The 13,801-nt window shown below is 46.1% G+C and carries 10 protein-coding genes; 6 read left to right on the top strand and 4 right to left on the bottom strand.

The genetic code is table 11. The annotated features are described in order from the left end of the window. The first annotated feature begins 215 nt into the window (after nucleotides 1–215). The 4 genes from WC659_06955 to WC659_06940 all read left to right on the top strand — a co-directional run bounded on the left by WC659_06955 (nucleotide 216) and on the right by WC659_06940 (nucleotide 2,370). Nucleotides 216–518: a hypothetical protein gene (locus tag WC659_06955; GenBank protein MFA4873633.1), complete on the top strand. Its 303-nt coding sequence runs from the start codon at nucleotides 216–218 to the stop codon at nucleotides 516–518. A gap of 118 nt (nucleotides 519–636) precedes the next feature. Further along, a complete protein-coding gene (locus WC659_06950) occupies nucleotides 637–1,308 on the top strand; it encodes a 50S ribosomal protein L25 (GenBank protein MFA4873632.1) in 672 nt (223 codons plus the stop codon). Nucleotides 1,309–1,334: 26 nt separating this feature from the next. Continuing rightward, on the top strand, nucleotides 1,335–1,796 hold the full coding sequence (locus WC659_06945; GenBank protein MFA4873631.1) for a type II secretion system protein: 462 nt from the start codon (nucleotides 1,335–1,337) through the stop codon (nucleotides 1,794–1,796). 55 nt (nucleotides 1,797–1,851) lie between these two features. Beyond that, the gene (locus WC659_06940; protein MFA4873630.1) at nucleotides 1,852–2,370 is read left to right on the top strand and encodes a prepilin-type N-terminal cleavage/methylation domain-containing protein; all 519 of its coding nucleotides are present in this window, start codon (nucleotides 1,852–1,854) and stop codon (nucleotides 2,368–2,370) included. 208 nt (nucleotides 2,371–2,578) lie between these two features. Here the strand turns inward: WC659_06940 and WC659_06935 are convergent, their stop codons facing one another. The 4 genes from WC659_06935 to rpmE form a co-directional block, all read right to left on the bottom strand. Next, nucleotides 2,579–2,779 carry a hypothetical protein gene (locus WC659_06935; protein ID MFA4873629.1) on the bottom strand — a complete coding sequence of 67 codons (201 nt, stop codon included), beginning with the start codon at nucleotides 2,777–2,779 and terminating at the stop codon, nucleotides 2,579–2,581. 5 nt (nucleotides 2,780–2,784) lie between these two features. After that, nucleotides 2,785–3,711, bottom strand: a complete 927-nt coding sequence (gene prmC, locus WC659_06930) for a peptide chain release factor N(5)-glutamine methyltransferase (protein ID MFA4873628.1) — start codon at nucleotides 3,709–3,711, stop codon at nucleotides 2,785–2,787. 353 nt (nucleotides 3,712–4,064) lie between these two features. Then, nucleotides 4,065–5,159, bottom strand: coding sequence for a peptide chain release factor 1 (gene prfA / locus WC659_06925; protein MFA4873627.1), 1,095 nt, complete (start codon nucleotides 5,157–5,159; stop codon nucleotides 4,065–4,067). A gap of 318 nt (nucleotides 5,160–5,477) precedes the next feature. Further along, nucleotides 5,478–5,825 carry a 50S ribosomal protein L31 gene (gene rpmE, locus WC659_06920; protein MFA4873626.1) on the bottom strand — a complete coding sequence of 116 codons (348 nt, stop codon included), beginning with the start codon at nucleotides 5,823–5,825 and terminating at the stop codon, nucleotides 5,478–5,480. A gap of 176 nt (nucleotides 5,826–6,001) precedes the next feature. Here rpmE and rpsB point away from each other — a divergent pair, with 176 nt between their 5' ends. Both rpsB and WC659_06910 read left to right on the top strand, forming a co-directional pair. Beyond that, nucleotides 6,002–6,841: a 30S ribosomal protein S2 gene (rpsB, locus tag WC659_06915; GenBank protein ID MFA4873625.1), complete on the top strand. Its 840-nt coding sequence runs from the start codon at nucleotides 6,002–6,004 to the stop codon at nucleotides 6,839–6,841. Between the two features lie 38 nt (nucleotides 6,842–6,879). After that, on the top strand, nucleotides 6,880–13,801 hold a 6,922-nt coding region (locus WC659_06910), incomplete at its 3' end, for a CARDB domain-containing protein (protein ID MFA4873624.1).

The following is a 13,801-nucleotide window of genomic DNA, read 5'->3' as shown; positions in this document are numbered from 1 at the left end:
CAGTATGGTGACTCGCACTTTTGGTTTGAAGACCTTGCCTGCCGCCAGAGCTATCCACAGGGTTTGGGGCTCGTTATGCGGTGGAATCGGTTTTCATTTGGGGCTCATTATGTATTGTACAAGACTGTATGTTGACCATACGAGGGGAATTTATGTATAATAAGTTATGTAAATTCTTTGCACAATTGCGGCAATTCCTTAACCCATGAGTATTTATGTCATTAGATCGGCATTATCATAAGGGTTTACAGCTCATTTCCCATTGTCCCCTTTGCCAAAGCCATTATCCGCCGCGGGAGACGACCGTGCTTGACGCGCGTGATGATGCGCATCTTATTTATCTCCATTGCAACACCTGCGGCAGTTCCATAGTGGCTTTGATTACGCTGGATGAGGGAGGCGCTTTTTCTCAAGGGTTATTGACCGATCTTTCAAGGGATGAAGTGATGAGATTCCATAAGGGCGAAGAAGTGACCCTTGATGACGTGATAGAGATGCATCAAATTCTGCAAAGTTAAAGCATAACACCACAAAGCGCGTTTCCGTGTATAAATCAGGCAATTCCGTGTGAAATGTTTTCATACTGAAAGTGCACGGAAGTATACACTGTAATACGATATAGAATTATCATTTTATATGGATTTATTAGCGACACTAAGAACATTGATCGGCAAGAAAGTGAAAGCGCTGCGCAGGGAGCATCTGGTGCCCGGGGTAGTATATGGCCACGGACTCAAGTCGCGCGCGGTAAGCGTCCCTTTAAGCACCCTAGAGGCCGCGCACCGGAAAGCGGGCGAATCGAGCCTCATTTCCCTGATGGTGGATGGCAAGGCGGCGAATGTGCTTATCAAAGACCTGCAGCGCGATCCGGTGAGCGGGAAGATCCTTCATGTGGATTTTCAGGAAGTGAGCATGCAGGAGAAGCTGAAAACCCAGGTGCCGATCGTGATCAAAGGAGAGGCCAAAGCGGTGAAAGAGCTTGGCGCCGTGTTGGTGCGTTCCCTTAACCATTTAGATATTGAATGCCTTCCCCAAGACCTCATCCCCGATTATGCGGTAGATGTGTCTCATCTTGCGAATATCGGCGATGTGATACGCGTGAGCGATCTTGCCCTTCCTCCTCAAATTCACGTACTCACCCGTCCGGAAACGGTCGTGGTGAATATTGAGAAGAAACATGAAGAGGTGGAAGCGGCTCCTGCTGCCGCGGCCGTGGCTCCGGACCTCACGCAAGTAAAGACGGAGAAAGAGATAGAGAAAGCGGAAAAGCAGGCTAAGGCCGCAGAGGAAGCTGCGATAAAAGATTAATATTTTATTCCTTAATAAAGGAATCTGTGCGCAGAATATTTAATGCTCAAAAGGGCTTCACTCTCATTGAGTTATTGGTGGTCATTTCCATTATCGGGCTTATAGCGACCTTATCTGCCGTTGCCCTTAAAAATGCGAGGGTTAAGGCAAGGGATGCGAGGAGGCTCGCGGACATGAAACAGCTGCATTCTGCCATGGAGTTGTGCTTGGACGCGAATGGGGGAAGTTATGCAAGTTGTTGCAGTAACTGGGCAGCAGGACGAAAGGTATTTGAATGTACTGGCGGGATTACCATTTCAATGCCCGGTTCAACCAACTTAAAGGATCCCTCCAATGTACCTACCGTCGCATGTAATCATGGTAACACAACCCCATGTGAGTACACGTTTGCAGCCGCTCCCCTTGCTACTGATTATACCGTATATTTTTTCCTTGAGGGCAGTGGCGGACAGAACAAAACGTTATCACAGGTTGGAATTACTAATTAAGCAATAATATAGAATTTTTTCTAATAAATTATTTAAAATAGTAAATCACTACACTATGTCATACTTTATCTCCCATGCAAAACGCGCTTTTACCCTAATAGAATTGCTGGTGGTAGTGGCTATTATCGGGCTTCTCGCGACTTTGGTCGCGGTGAACGTGAACAATGCCAAGCAAAAAGGGCGCGATACCACCAGGAAAGGCAACATTTCCCAGCTTAGGAACGCATTGGAGCTCCATTACCAGCAGTATGGATATTTCCCTTACAGCGGTACGGACGGCGCGATCTTCAATTGCGTGGATGCGCTCCCTGGACAATCCGATACCGGAGGGTATGTAAATCATCTTGGGGATTACATCAAACCGATTCCTATTGATCCTTTGAAAGCCGCAGGCGTGAGGGATCTTCTCGCGAATGGTTGCCTTGCGTATAGGAGTATTGGATCGCATTATAAGATTATCGCCAATCTCGAGCTTGATACCAATATAATGGCAAATGACGGAGGCGTGCGCACGTGCTGGTATGAAGTATATACGCAGGGTGGGCAGAGTTTTGATCCGACGATTTGCCCGTGAGGGTGATAGAAGTTAGAAGATAGAAGTTGGAATTTGCCCAGTCATCCGACTGGGCACCCCGTCGAATGACGGGGTGAATCTAGAATATTGAATTGAGGATTTCATATAATCAAGAGAAAAGGCCGGCATCTTAGATCAGAAGCGGCCTTTTCTGTTTGGAGATGCGAGCTGTACATCCATTGATGTGTCTCCTTCCTTGTTAGAGTGGTTAAGTTTCATGAAGTACTTCAACTTTGAAGTCTTCTTTATTATATCCCGTTTCAGAGAATACCTCTTCCAAAGCAATAGCCTTTAAATTCTCAATATCATTGAGATTAAAGTTAATCTCTTTGAAAGCAACTTCCCGCGGTATCCCCATATAGGGATGATTAATTTTAATCCTAACCACCCTTATTTTTTTCTCTTTCATTTTTCTCACCTCCTTTCGAGGTTTTTGTGAAGAGAAAGAACGTGGTTTTGTCGCTCTACAGTATACCACTGGGAAAGCTGCTTTGTCTCGGGAAGGTTTAAAAGCAGTGGAATAATGGCATTATCGCCTTCAAAATAGAGCGCCGCCGGCTCGGGTAACAGTTTATCAGGTAAGCAGTTTAACAGTTGTGTGATGAGCTGCTGGTAGATTTCCGTACCGTCGGGGCCGCCGTCGAGCGCGCACATGGGTTCGTGGGCGAGTTCAGATTTTGCGGCTATGACCGGTGAGGGGACGTAAGGGAGGTTGGCAATAGTTATGAGTTTTGAGTCTGTGAGTTTATGAGTTAGGAGAAAAGTAATAATTGGTTCAAGGAGATTGCCGTGGAGGAAAGTGATACGGTCAGAGACACCATGTCGAGTTGCGTTCTCTTGCGCGACCGCAAGCGCATCGCGAGAAATGTCAGTGGCAATCACCTTAACGGCGGGGAAACGTTTCGCCAGCGTGATCGCGATACAGCCGGAACCGGTGCCTATGTCGAGGATGGTGAATAGATTGTTACTTGAGACCCCCATGTTCTCCCCCTTGGTAAGGGGGAGACAGAGAGGGGGTATCCTTTGAACAATGGTCTCCACCAGCTCTTCGGTAGCGGGACGCGGGATGAGCACTGATGGATTGACTTTGAATGAGAGTCCGCAGAATTCTTTTTCTCCTGTGAGGTACGCGACAGGCTCGCCCCGGGTACGTCGCATGGTTAAATGGTTAAATTGCTGAATTGTTACCTTGTTCAACTGTTGATCTTGGTGGGCGAGGAGCCATGGACGCGGTTTTTGGAGCACATATGACAAAAGCACCTCGGCGTCGAGCCAAGGCGAGTCGGGGGAGACATGTTCAAGTTGTTTTTTAGCAAAGAGGAGTAATTCGTTAATAGTCATGAGGTTTAGAATGTAAAATGCAAAACTCAAAATGTAAAATGATAGATCAAAATATATAAATTTTACATTTTCATTTTGGTTTTTGTATTTTGTCCCGCTCCTTGAATCTAATTCTCTATGGTAAGGGCGCTTAAAAAAATAACATTTCACTTAAGCATAAGGTTTAGCCTTGTTTATCAGACCTATTATGCCAATGGCGGGATATGTTATTTTTTTACGGCGCCTAAGCGGGATCCCGCTGAAGCGGTGACATTTTGGATTATTTCTGTAAGGGCGCTTAAAAAAATAACATATTCAATCCCTATACGATTCCGCTGATATATTCAGGGCTGTGCCGCGCATCAACGGATAGGTTATTTTTTTACGGCGCCTAAGGTGCGTTCGTGGTTTTTTAAGGCAATTATGATTAGCTCCAGGTTCCCGTCCAAAATCTCATCAATGTGGTGCCAGCTCATGTTGATGCGGTGGTCAGTGATGCGGTCTTGGGGAAAATTGTAGGTCCTGATTTTTTCCGCCCGCTCTCCCGATCCTACCTGCGCCCGCCGGTCTGCGTCGATCGCGGCGCGCCGCTCCTCTTCCGCCTTGGCAAAGAGGCGCGCGCGCAGCACCGCCATGGCCTTTTCGCGATTTTGCTGCTGCGACCGCTCATCCTGGCATTGGACGACGATGCCGGTGGGAAGGTGGGTAATGCGGATAGCAGAATAGGTTGTATTTACACTCTGCCCTCCATGGCCGCTTGCGGTAGAGGTTTCTATTTTCAAATCTTTCGGCTCCACGACAATGTCCACCTCGTCCGCTTCGGGCAGCACCGCCACGGTCACGGTGGAGGTGTGCACGCGGCCGGATTTTTCCGTATCGGGCACGCGCTGGACGCGGTGTACCCCGCGCTCAAATTTGAAACAGGAATACACGCGGTCGCCGCTTATTTCAAAGATAATTTCCTTATACCCGCCGAGGTCAGTCCGGCTCTCATCAATGTGTTTCACCGTCCATCCGCGCTTTTCCGCATAGCGGTGGTACATCCGCGTGAGCGTGCTCGCAAAGAGCGCCGCTTCTTCGCCGCCAGTGCCTGCGCGTATTTCCACGATGGTATCCCTCTCATCCAGCGGATCGCCGGGGGTGAGCAGTTCCACCAATTGTATGCGCAGCGAAGCCTCTTTGGGTTTCAGCGTTTCCAGTTCGCTCTTGGCAAGGTCAGAGAGCTCTTCGTCTTCGGCTGAGGCGAGCCCGCTTCGCCCAAGCGCGAGCGAGGCGAGCGTGGTTTCGGCTTCTTTGAGCGCGACGGCAAGGGATTCCCATATTTTAGCAACGTCAAGAATACGCCTCACCTGATGGTATTCCTTTTGAAGGCGTTGAAGCGTGTGGCGATCCGCAAGAATGTCTTCGCGGGCGAGCGCTTCTTCTATTTCCTGCGCTCTCTCTTTGGTTTTTTTGAGAAGATCTAACATAAACGTGTAAATCCAAAGTTCAAATAAATGGCCAATGTCCAAGCTCTAATGACCAATCAGCCCAGAAATTTTCAATGCTCAATTTTCAATTTCTCCCTCTTCGCGGGATCCCGCGTAGCGGGACAATCAATGCCCCAATGTCTCAATTTTCAAACGTTTGAAAATTGATGAATTGAAAATTGACTGAAAATTGGTACTTGAAAATTGGAAATTACCAATGTTTCGAATTTAGGGTTTTATTGGAAATTGGTTATTGGGGATTTGGGATTTTGCCAAAAAAGAACACTACCCCCTCAGGAGTAGTGTGCGCGTGTGGTGTTACTTACCCGGCTGGCGGATGTGTTTTTTGGATGCGGCTTCTGCTTCTTTCGTCGCTTTGATAGCCGTTTCCGCTTCCTGTTGTTTCTCCTTTTCCCTTACCTTTTTGCGCGCAGACCGTTCAATGGCCGCTGCTTGAAGCGCGGTGGAGCGTGTCGATTTATCTTTGAATTTCTCAACGCGCCGTGCGGCATCCACCAGTTTTTGTTTACCGGTATAAAAAGGATGGCAATGGGCGCATATTTCAACATGCATGGATTCTACGGTAGATCCAGTGGCGTACTTCGCGCCGCATGCGCACGTAATGGTGGTTGAGGGATAATATACAGGATGAATATTGTTCTTCATGTTGAGTAATGTAGCAAAAAAGAGAATGGCTTGTCAAATTCTTATAGTTGTGGTAGATTCTCTTTAAGTATTATTCATCTCTCTTTCTCCTTTTCACGCGCACCGCTCCTCCCTTTCTTCCTAAGATATGGGCACGGCGCGCTTCAGGGGAAAAGAGTATAAAAGGAGCAACATCTATGGCAACCTTGCCAACTTTGACCGAACTCTTAAAAGCCGGCGTCCATTTTGGCCACAAGGAAACAAAGTGGCATCCCAAAATGGCGGAATACATTTTTACCGTCCGCAACGGCATCCATGTTATTGATTTGGAGAAGACGGTGGAAAAGCTGAAACAAGCGCTTGAGTTCCTCCGCACCGTGGTGGAAGGCGGGGGCGTGGCGCTTTTTGTGGGCACGAAACCGCAGGCGCGCAAGCATGTGCAAGAAGCGGCTGACCGCGTGAATGCGCCCTATGTGACCGAACGTTGGCTGGGCGGCACACTCACCAATTTTGCGGTCATTCAGAAACTCGTTAAGAAACTGGAAGACATCGAGCACAAACTCGCGTCTCCCGAGGTGGAGGCAAAGTATACGAAATTGGAGCGCCTCATGTTTGAACGGGAGAGAGTGCGCCTCACCGCGGCGGTGGGGGGCATCAGGACGCTCAAAGGACTGCCCCAAGTCATCATATTGGCTGACGTTATCTATGATGAAACCGCGGTGCGGGAAGCCCGCCGCAAACTAGTGCCCACGATCGCACTCTGCGACACCAATACCAATCCCGAAGTGGTTACATACCCGATTCCTGCGAACGATGAAGCGAGCCGTTCCATAGAACTGTTCATGTCCCTGTTTGGAAAGACCATAGAGGAAGGTGTCGCGGCAAGGGCCGCGAAGGCGACTGAGGCGGCTGCGTGGTCGGAAAAAGCGCACGCAGAAACAGTCGGCCCGCCGGAGGAGGAAGAGGTCGTGGTGCCGGAGGAGATCGTGGTAGAGGCGGCCAAAAAGGCTGGATTAAAGGAGGAATTAGTGGTATAATACTAATACTCAATGATATTATAAACTAAATGTATTGTATGTTTTTCGTACCACGCAAATTATTGGGAGTATTAGTATTTAGCTCAATTTTGAGCTTGTTTTTTTTGTTTAATCTGGCTAAACCAAGTAATGCCACCACAGCCAGTTCAAATTCCACTTGTTTGAGTTCCACGGTTGTTTCGGAAGCGCCGTTGGGCGGCAGCGCGTATCAGTCCTTGGGTTTGGACATTACCACTCACCCGGAAATTCTCAAATACCGCATCCAGTGGTTCAGCGGCAGTTGGTCGCCATGGTACGTGCCGGGGCAGGACGACGTTGATTGGAAAACGAATACCGACGGCAGCCAGCGCCGCGTCTGGGCATATTTTGACGATCATACCCATGAATATGAAAAATGTTCACAGTTTTCGTGCACGGATAGCGATAATGGCCAAAATTTTAATACGAAAGGAACTACTTCCGGTGTATACGGGAATAGTAACGGCTATAGCAGTGATTATTGTTCCACCGGCGGGCAAGATGATAAAGGCAATCCAATTAATTTAACGGAATTTTATTGTATTGATAAAGTAAGTTATGGAGCGAAGGGTTATTTTTGCCCCAATGGTTGTCAAGACGGCGCGTGCCTGCCAGGAGTTCAAGTTCTTTCTCCAAATAACGGGGGAAAATGGGAGGTGGGGAAGACGTACCCAATTTCGTGGAACTCCGTGAATATCAATGATCCTTATGCGGCTATTTATCTCGTGCCAGCCCAAGATATTTCAAAAGCCGTTATTCTTGCACAGCCGTATCTGAGTGCCAACTCTTATAATTATACTGTTCGTGATCCAGCTGAATTTTCTAATCACTCCTCTTATTTCCAAGCCGGTAACCAGTTCAAAATATTGATCTGTGCCGGTGCGGTGTACACGCATCCGAATTGTTCCTATGCCGATTCTAGTGATACGCCTTTCACTATTATTTTACCCGCCCCCACTCCTTCAAAACCAGTGATTTCTAATATTAAAGCCACGGAAATCATTTCCACCTCAGCGTTGATCAAATTCAGCACCGACAGAGCCGTCACCTCGTCGATCTGGTATGGCCCGACAGACACTGTTGAAGGCCGGAATTTCCGCGCCTACAACAATGTGGCAAAAGTTGACCACGCTATTACCCTGACTTCGCTTCTGCCGAATACCACCTATTACTATCGCGTCACCGTCATAGGCGACAGCACCGGCACCAACAATACGGAATCGGCTTCTTATAGTTTTAAGACCCTTGCGCCACCAGTAGAAAAGAAACCTGATTTAACTATTAAAGACATCTACACTGGTTATTCCAGCAACGCTTCCGTCATCAAGGTGAAATACTGCAATGAAGGCAACAGCCAACCTCTGGTCAGCGGTTACCCTGCCACTTTTTATATCAAAATGACAGCCAATGGCAAAACGCACACCGGCACCAGTGATAATACTAATTATGTTGTCCAGGTGCCTGGACCGGGTAATTGCCAAACATTGTCAGACTATCCCGTGGCTTATTTTAATCTGACGGCTGGCCAAAGCTATTCCTTTGTGGCTGAAGCTGATTGGCAGAAGACCATCGCGGAATCAAATGAAACCAATAATGTTTTAAGTAAGTTTGTTGAATTGCCAATGTATCTCATTGGCATTATAGTTGAAAACATCACCGCCACTTCTGCCACCGTGAAATGGACAACGGCATTTCTGGCAGATAGCCATGTTGATTATGTCAGTTATGGCGGTTCAATCTATAGTATTAAAAATGCCAAAGACACCAATTTTGTTTTGGCGCATTCTCTCGCACTTACCGGCCTGAATCCCAACACCATATACAGTTATAGCCTCTTTTCCTATGACCAGCAGGGCAATATTTACGCCACCAAATCTTTAAGCTCTTCTGAATTGGGACTGAATTTCAAGACCCTTCTTCCGCCGCCGATAGAAAGCAAGAAGCCTGATTTAACCATTACCGATGTCACCATATCAGGAACGCCCAAGGTCGGGGATTATTCTCTTGGCGGCAAGGTGACAATTAAAAACATTGGCACAGCTAAAGCGCAATTCAGGACAAACGATATTGTTGATGGCAGATTAAAACCATATGGGTTAATCGGTGTTTATTTAAATGGCTTGCCAGGTGGCGCCAACAGCGTTCAAGCTGCCCTTTCAGGCATTGGGGCAGTCACCCCATGGGATGAGAGTGGCAACACCATTGCACCGGGAGAATCAAAGCAATATATATTCTCTACCATGCAAGATGAGAATATTAGAGCAGACCTTCTTGGCAGTGCTGGCCAAAAAAATCTTTATTTTATAGTTGATGAGGACAATGAAGTAGTTGAGTTAAATGAGAATAATAATTCTTTGACAAAAACTGTTACTATTGGCGCGGCAACAGATCGAAAGCCGGATTTAACCGTTAAAGACATCTATTACGAGAACGGTTTGCTCAAAGTGAAATATTGCAACGAAGGCATTGGAGAATCAGGCGCTATGGAAGTTTTTTATCTTAAGATGACGGCCAATGGCAAGACTCATACAGGGAAATCTGGCGGTACTGATTATGGATTTTTAGTTCCTGTACCGGGCATATGCAAAAATACTGATGGCTATCCAATTAGTTATTTTAATATCCAGCAAAGCGGTTTTTATGGAGTATTAGCTGAAATTGATTGGGAAAACAGCATAAGCGAATCAAATGAAAATAATAATACTTTAACTAAAACAGTTACTGTTGGCGCGGCAACCGATCAAAAACCGGATTTAATCCCAACAACGCTTGAGATAAAAAATTTAACTCACCCCGACAATTCCCTATGGCTTCAATATGATATTTTAGAAATTGTTATTGGCATTAAGAATATCGGCTCACAAGACACCGGCGAATTCTATTACACGGTGTTACCTGACCAGAGCAACGGTTTTATCAGGAGTAATATTTTATCTCTTAAAGCCGGTGAGAGTTATACGTTCAAGCACCAACCTGCCTGGGATAGAAATGTTTTAACTAAACAAGATATAACGTTCACCCTAAAAGTGGATAGTGGAAATGATATCACTGAATCCAATGAAGCCAATAACACTTTGGCGCAAACAATAACCATAGCTGACACTTCTGCGAAGCCGGATTTGCTCTTTACCAAAGATATCACTGTTGATAAATCCACCATATTACCGGGCGACACCGTGACTTTTTCCGTTGACGCCAAGAATAACAGCGAGGTGGCTATCCCCGCCGGCGCTTTCCTCAAATGGTATATTGCGGGTAATGAATATAAAAGCTGTAACACTCAATTAGGGACGCTTAATGCGGGCTGGACCTCGGGCTTTGGCTGCACGGTTAATAACTTTCAGGACATTACCGGCGACAAAAATACCGGCACCGTCCATGTGCAGGTCAAAATAGATTCAGAAAATATTGTGGTTGAGGCAAACGAATCCAATAATAAAATGGAGAAATATATCTATGTCGGCAGCACCGATACTTCTAAAACCTGCGTTGAGTTAAGAGCTGGAGACTCAACAAAGAAATATTTTGATATCTGCAAAGCGGAAGGCTATGGCTTCGTGTGCTTTGACAAGCACAGCGGAGAATATAAAGGGTGTGGTAAAACCTTAGGGGATGGCTGCACCGTTAATAATGTCCAAGCAATTCATAACATCTCCTGCAGTGTCAGCACAAATACCGATTGCACCGACTCGGACGGCGGAAAAGATTATTATGTAAAAGGCAAAAGCACAGGATTATATAGCAATGATAAACAAATCGGCTGGATTTTTGGAGAAGACTCAAATAAAGCAAGCGGTCGTTATGATTCAACTTTGAATTACAGCATTCATTATGATCATTGTTTTGACAGTGCGACGAGCAAGCAATTAAACGAAGGATATTGCGATGTAAATGGAATTTTACAAGCAGAAGGGATTACCTGCTCCTATGGCTGCAAGGACGGAGCATGTCTTACGACTTCAGCTGCCGTTTCGCTTTCTTATGACAGTTCAACGCCAATCTCTAGAGATATCTCTGTTGGGAGCACCAATATAGGTTTGGTAAATTACCGAATTAGCGTTGACAAAGGAGTCTTTAATCTCCCAACCCTTACTCTTGATTTAGATACTTCAAAAGCAAGTATTAACGATGTAGAAGCAGTTTATGTTTACAAAGCAGGAGTTTTAATTGGAACAGGGAAATTTAACTCCAGTGGAAGAACCTCTATTGGACTGGCTACTGTTATACCCAATGGCACTTCTCAGGTATGGGAAATCAAAGCAGAGATTAGTAAATTAGCGGTAATCGGCCATCAGATTTCTCTAGGTATGTCTAATCTCAGTTTTCCTACCCAACCAGAGTTTAATTTTACTCAAGTGCCTCTTGGTTGGAGTAATCCAATGACGGTTGTTTCAGCTACCACCAGTACCTGTATTGATTCTGATGGCGGAGCCAATTACCACACCAAGGGCTGGTGCACTGACGCGCTTGGCGCGCATGAGGATAATTGCGTCGCCGTGGATGCGAGCGGCAGGTCAAATAAGTGCCTCACAGAATATTATTGCAACAAGAGCACTCAGCGCTGTGATCAGGCAAAGGGAGGTGAATTTGAATGCGCGTTTGGCTGCAGCGAAAACGCCTGCATTATGAAGAAAAAGGGGATCACCATCCCTCAAGCAGGCGAATATTATTTCAAGATGAATTGGTATAACGCAGCTGAAAGAACAACTATCAGTCTCTTCTCGCCGGTGGAGAAACAGATTGCGCAGTACTATGGCAAATATCCCGCGGTAGAGCCGCCCTTGAGCCTTGGTATATTTAAGAAAGGGGACAATCTCCTCTTAAGCCTGAAATCTTCCTGGTGGAACACATTCTACGGGCCGGTCTATTCCAATGATCCTTTGAATTTCAAGATAGAAACTATTAATGCGACTCACTGGAAATTTGCTTTTGAAGGCCCCCTGCGATACGATAAAAATTACAATGACGGAAGTTTTGAGATATATTTAGCGACAAGGGAAGAGCGGCCTAAGCTGACTGCTTCAGCTCTTAATGTGAGCCCTGCTTTAAGCGTGTTAGCGGGTGAAACAGACAAGTTGTTCACTAATATCGGGTTAGATGCCACTGGTTCTAGTGAAGACATTAGTGTGACCCGTTTTGATTTTATTCATCAGACCTCTAAAGCCAATATTCAGGGTTATATCACTAATATTAAACTCTATGACCAAGGTACCGTTATTAGCGATTCGGTGAGTGGCGGCGGGGGCGGCGGATCTAATGGAACAGCCTGGACTACTTCCACTACCACCATTGTTTTAACACAACCCTTGGTTATCCCCAAAGGAACCAAAAAGACCTTAAATTTAAGGGGCGATGTTTCTGCTTCAGCCGAAGCGGGCACCACCCATCAATTTAATATTGCCAATAATGCGGGAATTTCGGCTTTTGGTCAGAGCTCTAATAATGCTGTGAAAGTAGGGGGTAGTTATCCCTTAAACGGAATTTTAGTCACTGTGGTCTCCATGGGTAGACTAACCTTATCTCCTGACGCCACTAATCCACCCAGTGCAAATTATATTGGTGGCAGCACTAATGTCACCATCGGTGTCATGAAACTGGAATCAACCTTAGAGGATGTTTCTATCTCTCATTTGACTTTTGCTTCTCGGGGTTTGAACGGTGGTGATTTGAGTAAACTGATTAACAAGTTATATCTCTACGACGGTAGTACTAAGATAGCTGAAGCAATACCTACCAGTACAGATACTTTATTGGTCTGGTTGACCCCTGGTAAATTTATCAACGTGCCCCACGGGTCAGCCAAAACCATCACCATTAAAGCAGACTTTAATCAAGTCGGTCCTAACTATCCAGCCATTTCTGGCAGTGGGTTTATTTTAACCTTGCCAGCCAGGGATATAGCGGTAAGTGGTAAGCTCACGGGCAGAATATATGGAGACACAGAAAAGAGTGGTAGTTATGCGACGAACAGTATTTACCTCTTTAAATCAGTACCAGTGGTTTCTAAACAGGCTTTAGCTTCTACACTGCAAAATGGTAATCAAGTCTTGTATCGCTTTAATGTTTTCGCTGATGCTCAAGGCGACATTGGTTTATATAAATTCAGCTTTGATACAGGAAAAAATAATGTCAATTTGAGTAATTTTGAGCTCTTTGAAGAGTCATACCATACCAACTTAACCCGCACACCCATTTCGTCTCTAAGAGGTAATTCATTAGAAGTGCTTTTTGATACCGACGGTGATGGCACCAGTCAAGGTGGAGAGTACCGCGTCGTACCCGCTGGTTCAGCCAAGACTTATGAACTCAGAGCTAACGTGCAAGTCACTAATCCAAATGACTATTCTCTAACTGTCAAACTTTTAGGTAACGCGGGTGAAGACGTCCCCGCACCTGCCTCAGCGAGTAATATTGACTTGATTGGATTTGGTCATTTTATCTGGTCAGATTTATCTTACGGTAATAGTTCATCTACTGCTACTACTACTGCAGAGTGGGTCAATGGTCGGTTAGTTAAAGGATTAGATCAAGTGCAGAATTTTGGCGGCGGGGGATTTACTAGTAATGAGAATATAGTTTATGTGCAACCTCAACAGGGAGAAAAGGTGACGCTCAATAACGGAAAAGAAGAACAGCAGCTGCGCGAGCGCATTAAGAAACTGGAACTGAAGATCACAGACCTTGAGCGGCAAGTCGTGGAGACGGAAAAGCGCCTGACGTTGAGCATCAACACCGCGCTGGCGCACCGCGTCAAAGGGGAGATATTCCTGCAGACAGAGGAGCATGGAGAGGCGTGGTACGTGGATCCGGTCACCGAACAGCGATTCTACCTCAAAGACGGCGAGAGCGCGTATCGCGCCCTGCAAGCGTTTGGCCTCGGCATTTCCGACGCGAACTTGAGGAAAATACCCGTGGGGCTCGAAGAGCGCGCTGAAAGAAACG

The sequence above is a fragment of the Patescibacteria group bacterium genome, from assembly GCA_041645165.1.
Classification (GTDB): Bacteria; Patescibacteriota; Patescibacteriia; order 2-02-FULL-49-11; family 2-02-FULL-49-11; genus 2-02-FULL-49-11.
This window is presented reverse-complemented; position numbering and strand designations above follow the sequence as displayed.

Bases quoted from the DNA above. Each gene is read 5' to 3' on its own strand.
- WC659_06955 (MFA4873633.1), top strand. From the start codon at position 216: ATGTCATTAGATCGGCATTATCATAAGGGTTTACAGCTCATTTCCCAT.
- WC659_06950 (MFA4873632.1), top strand. From the start codon at position 637: ATGGATTTATTAGCGACACTAAGAACATTGATCGGCAAGAAAGTGAAA.
- WC659_06940 (MFA4873630.1), top strand. From the start codon at position 1,852: ATGTCATACTTTATCTCCCATGCAAAACGCGCTTTTACCCTAATAGAA.
- WC659_06935 (MFA4873629.1), bottom strand. From the start codon at position 2,779: ATGAAAGAGAAAAAAATAAGGGTGGTTAGGATTAAAATTAATCATCCC.
- prmC (MFA4873628.1), bottom strand. From the start codon at position 3,711: ATGACTATTAACGAATTACTCCTCTTTGCTAAAAAACAACTTGAACAT.
- prfA (MFA4873627.1), bottom strand. From the start codon at position 5,159: ATGTTAGATCTTCTCAAAAAAACCAAAGAGAGAGCGCAGGAAATAGAA.
- rpmE (MFA4873626.1), bottom strand. From the start codon at position 5,825: ATGAAGAACAATATTCATCCTGTATATTATCCCTCAACCACCATTACG.
- rpsB (MFA4873625.1), top strand. From the start codon at position 6,002: ATGGCAACCTTGCCAACTTTGACCGAACTCTTAAAAGCCGGCGTCCAT.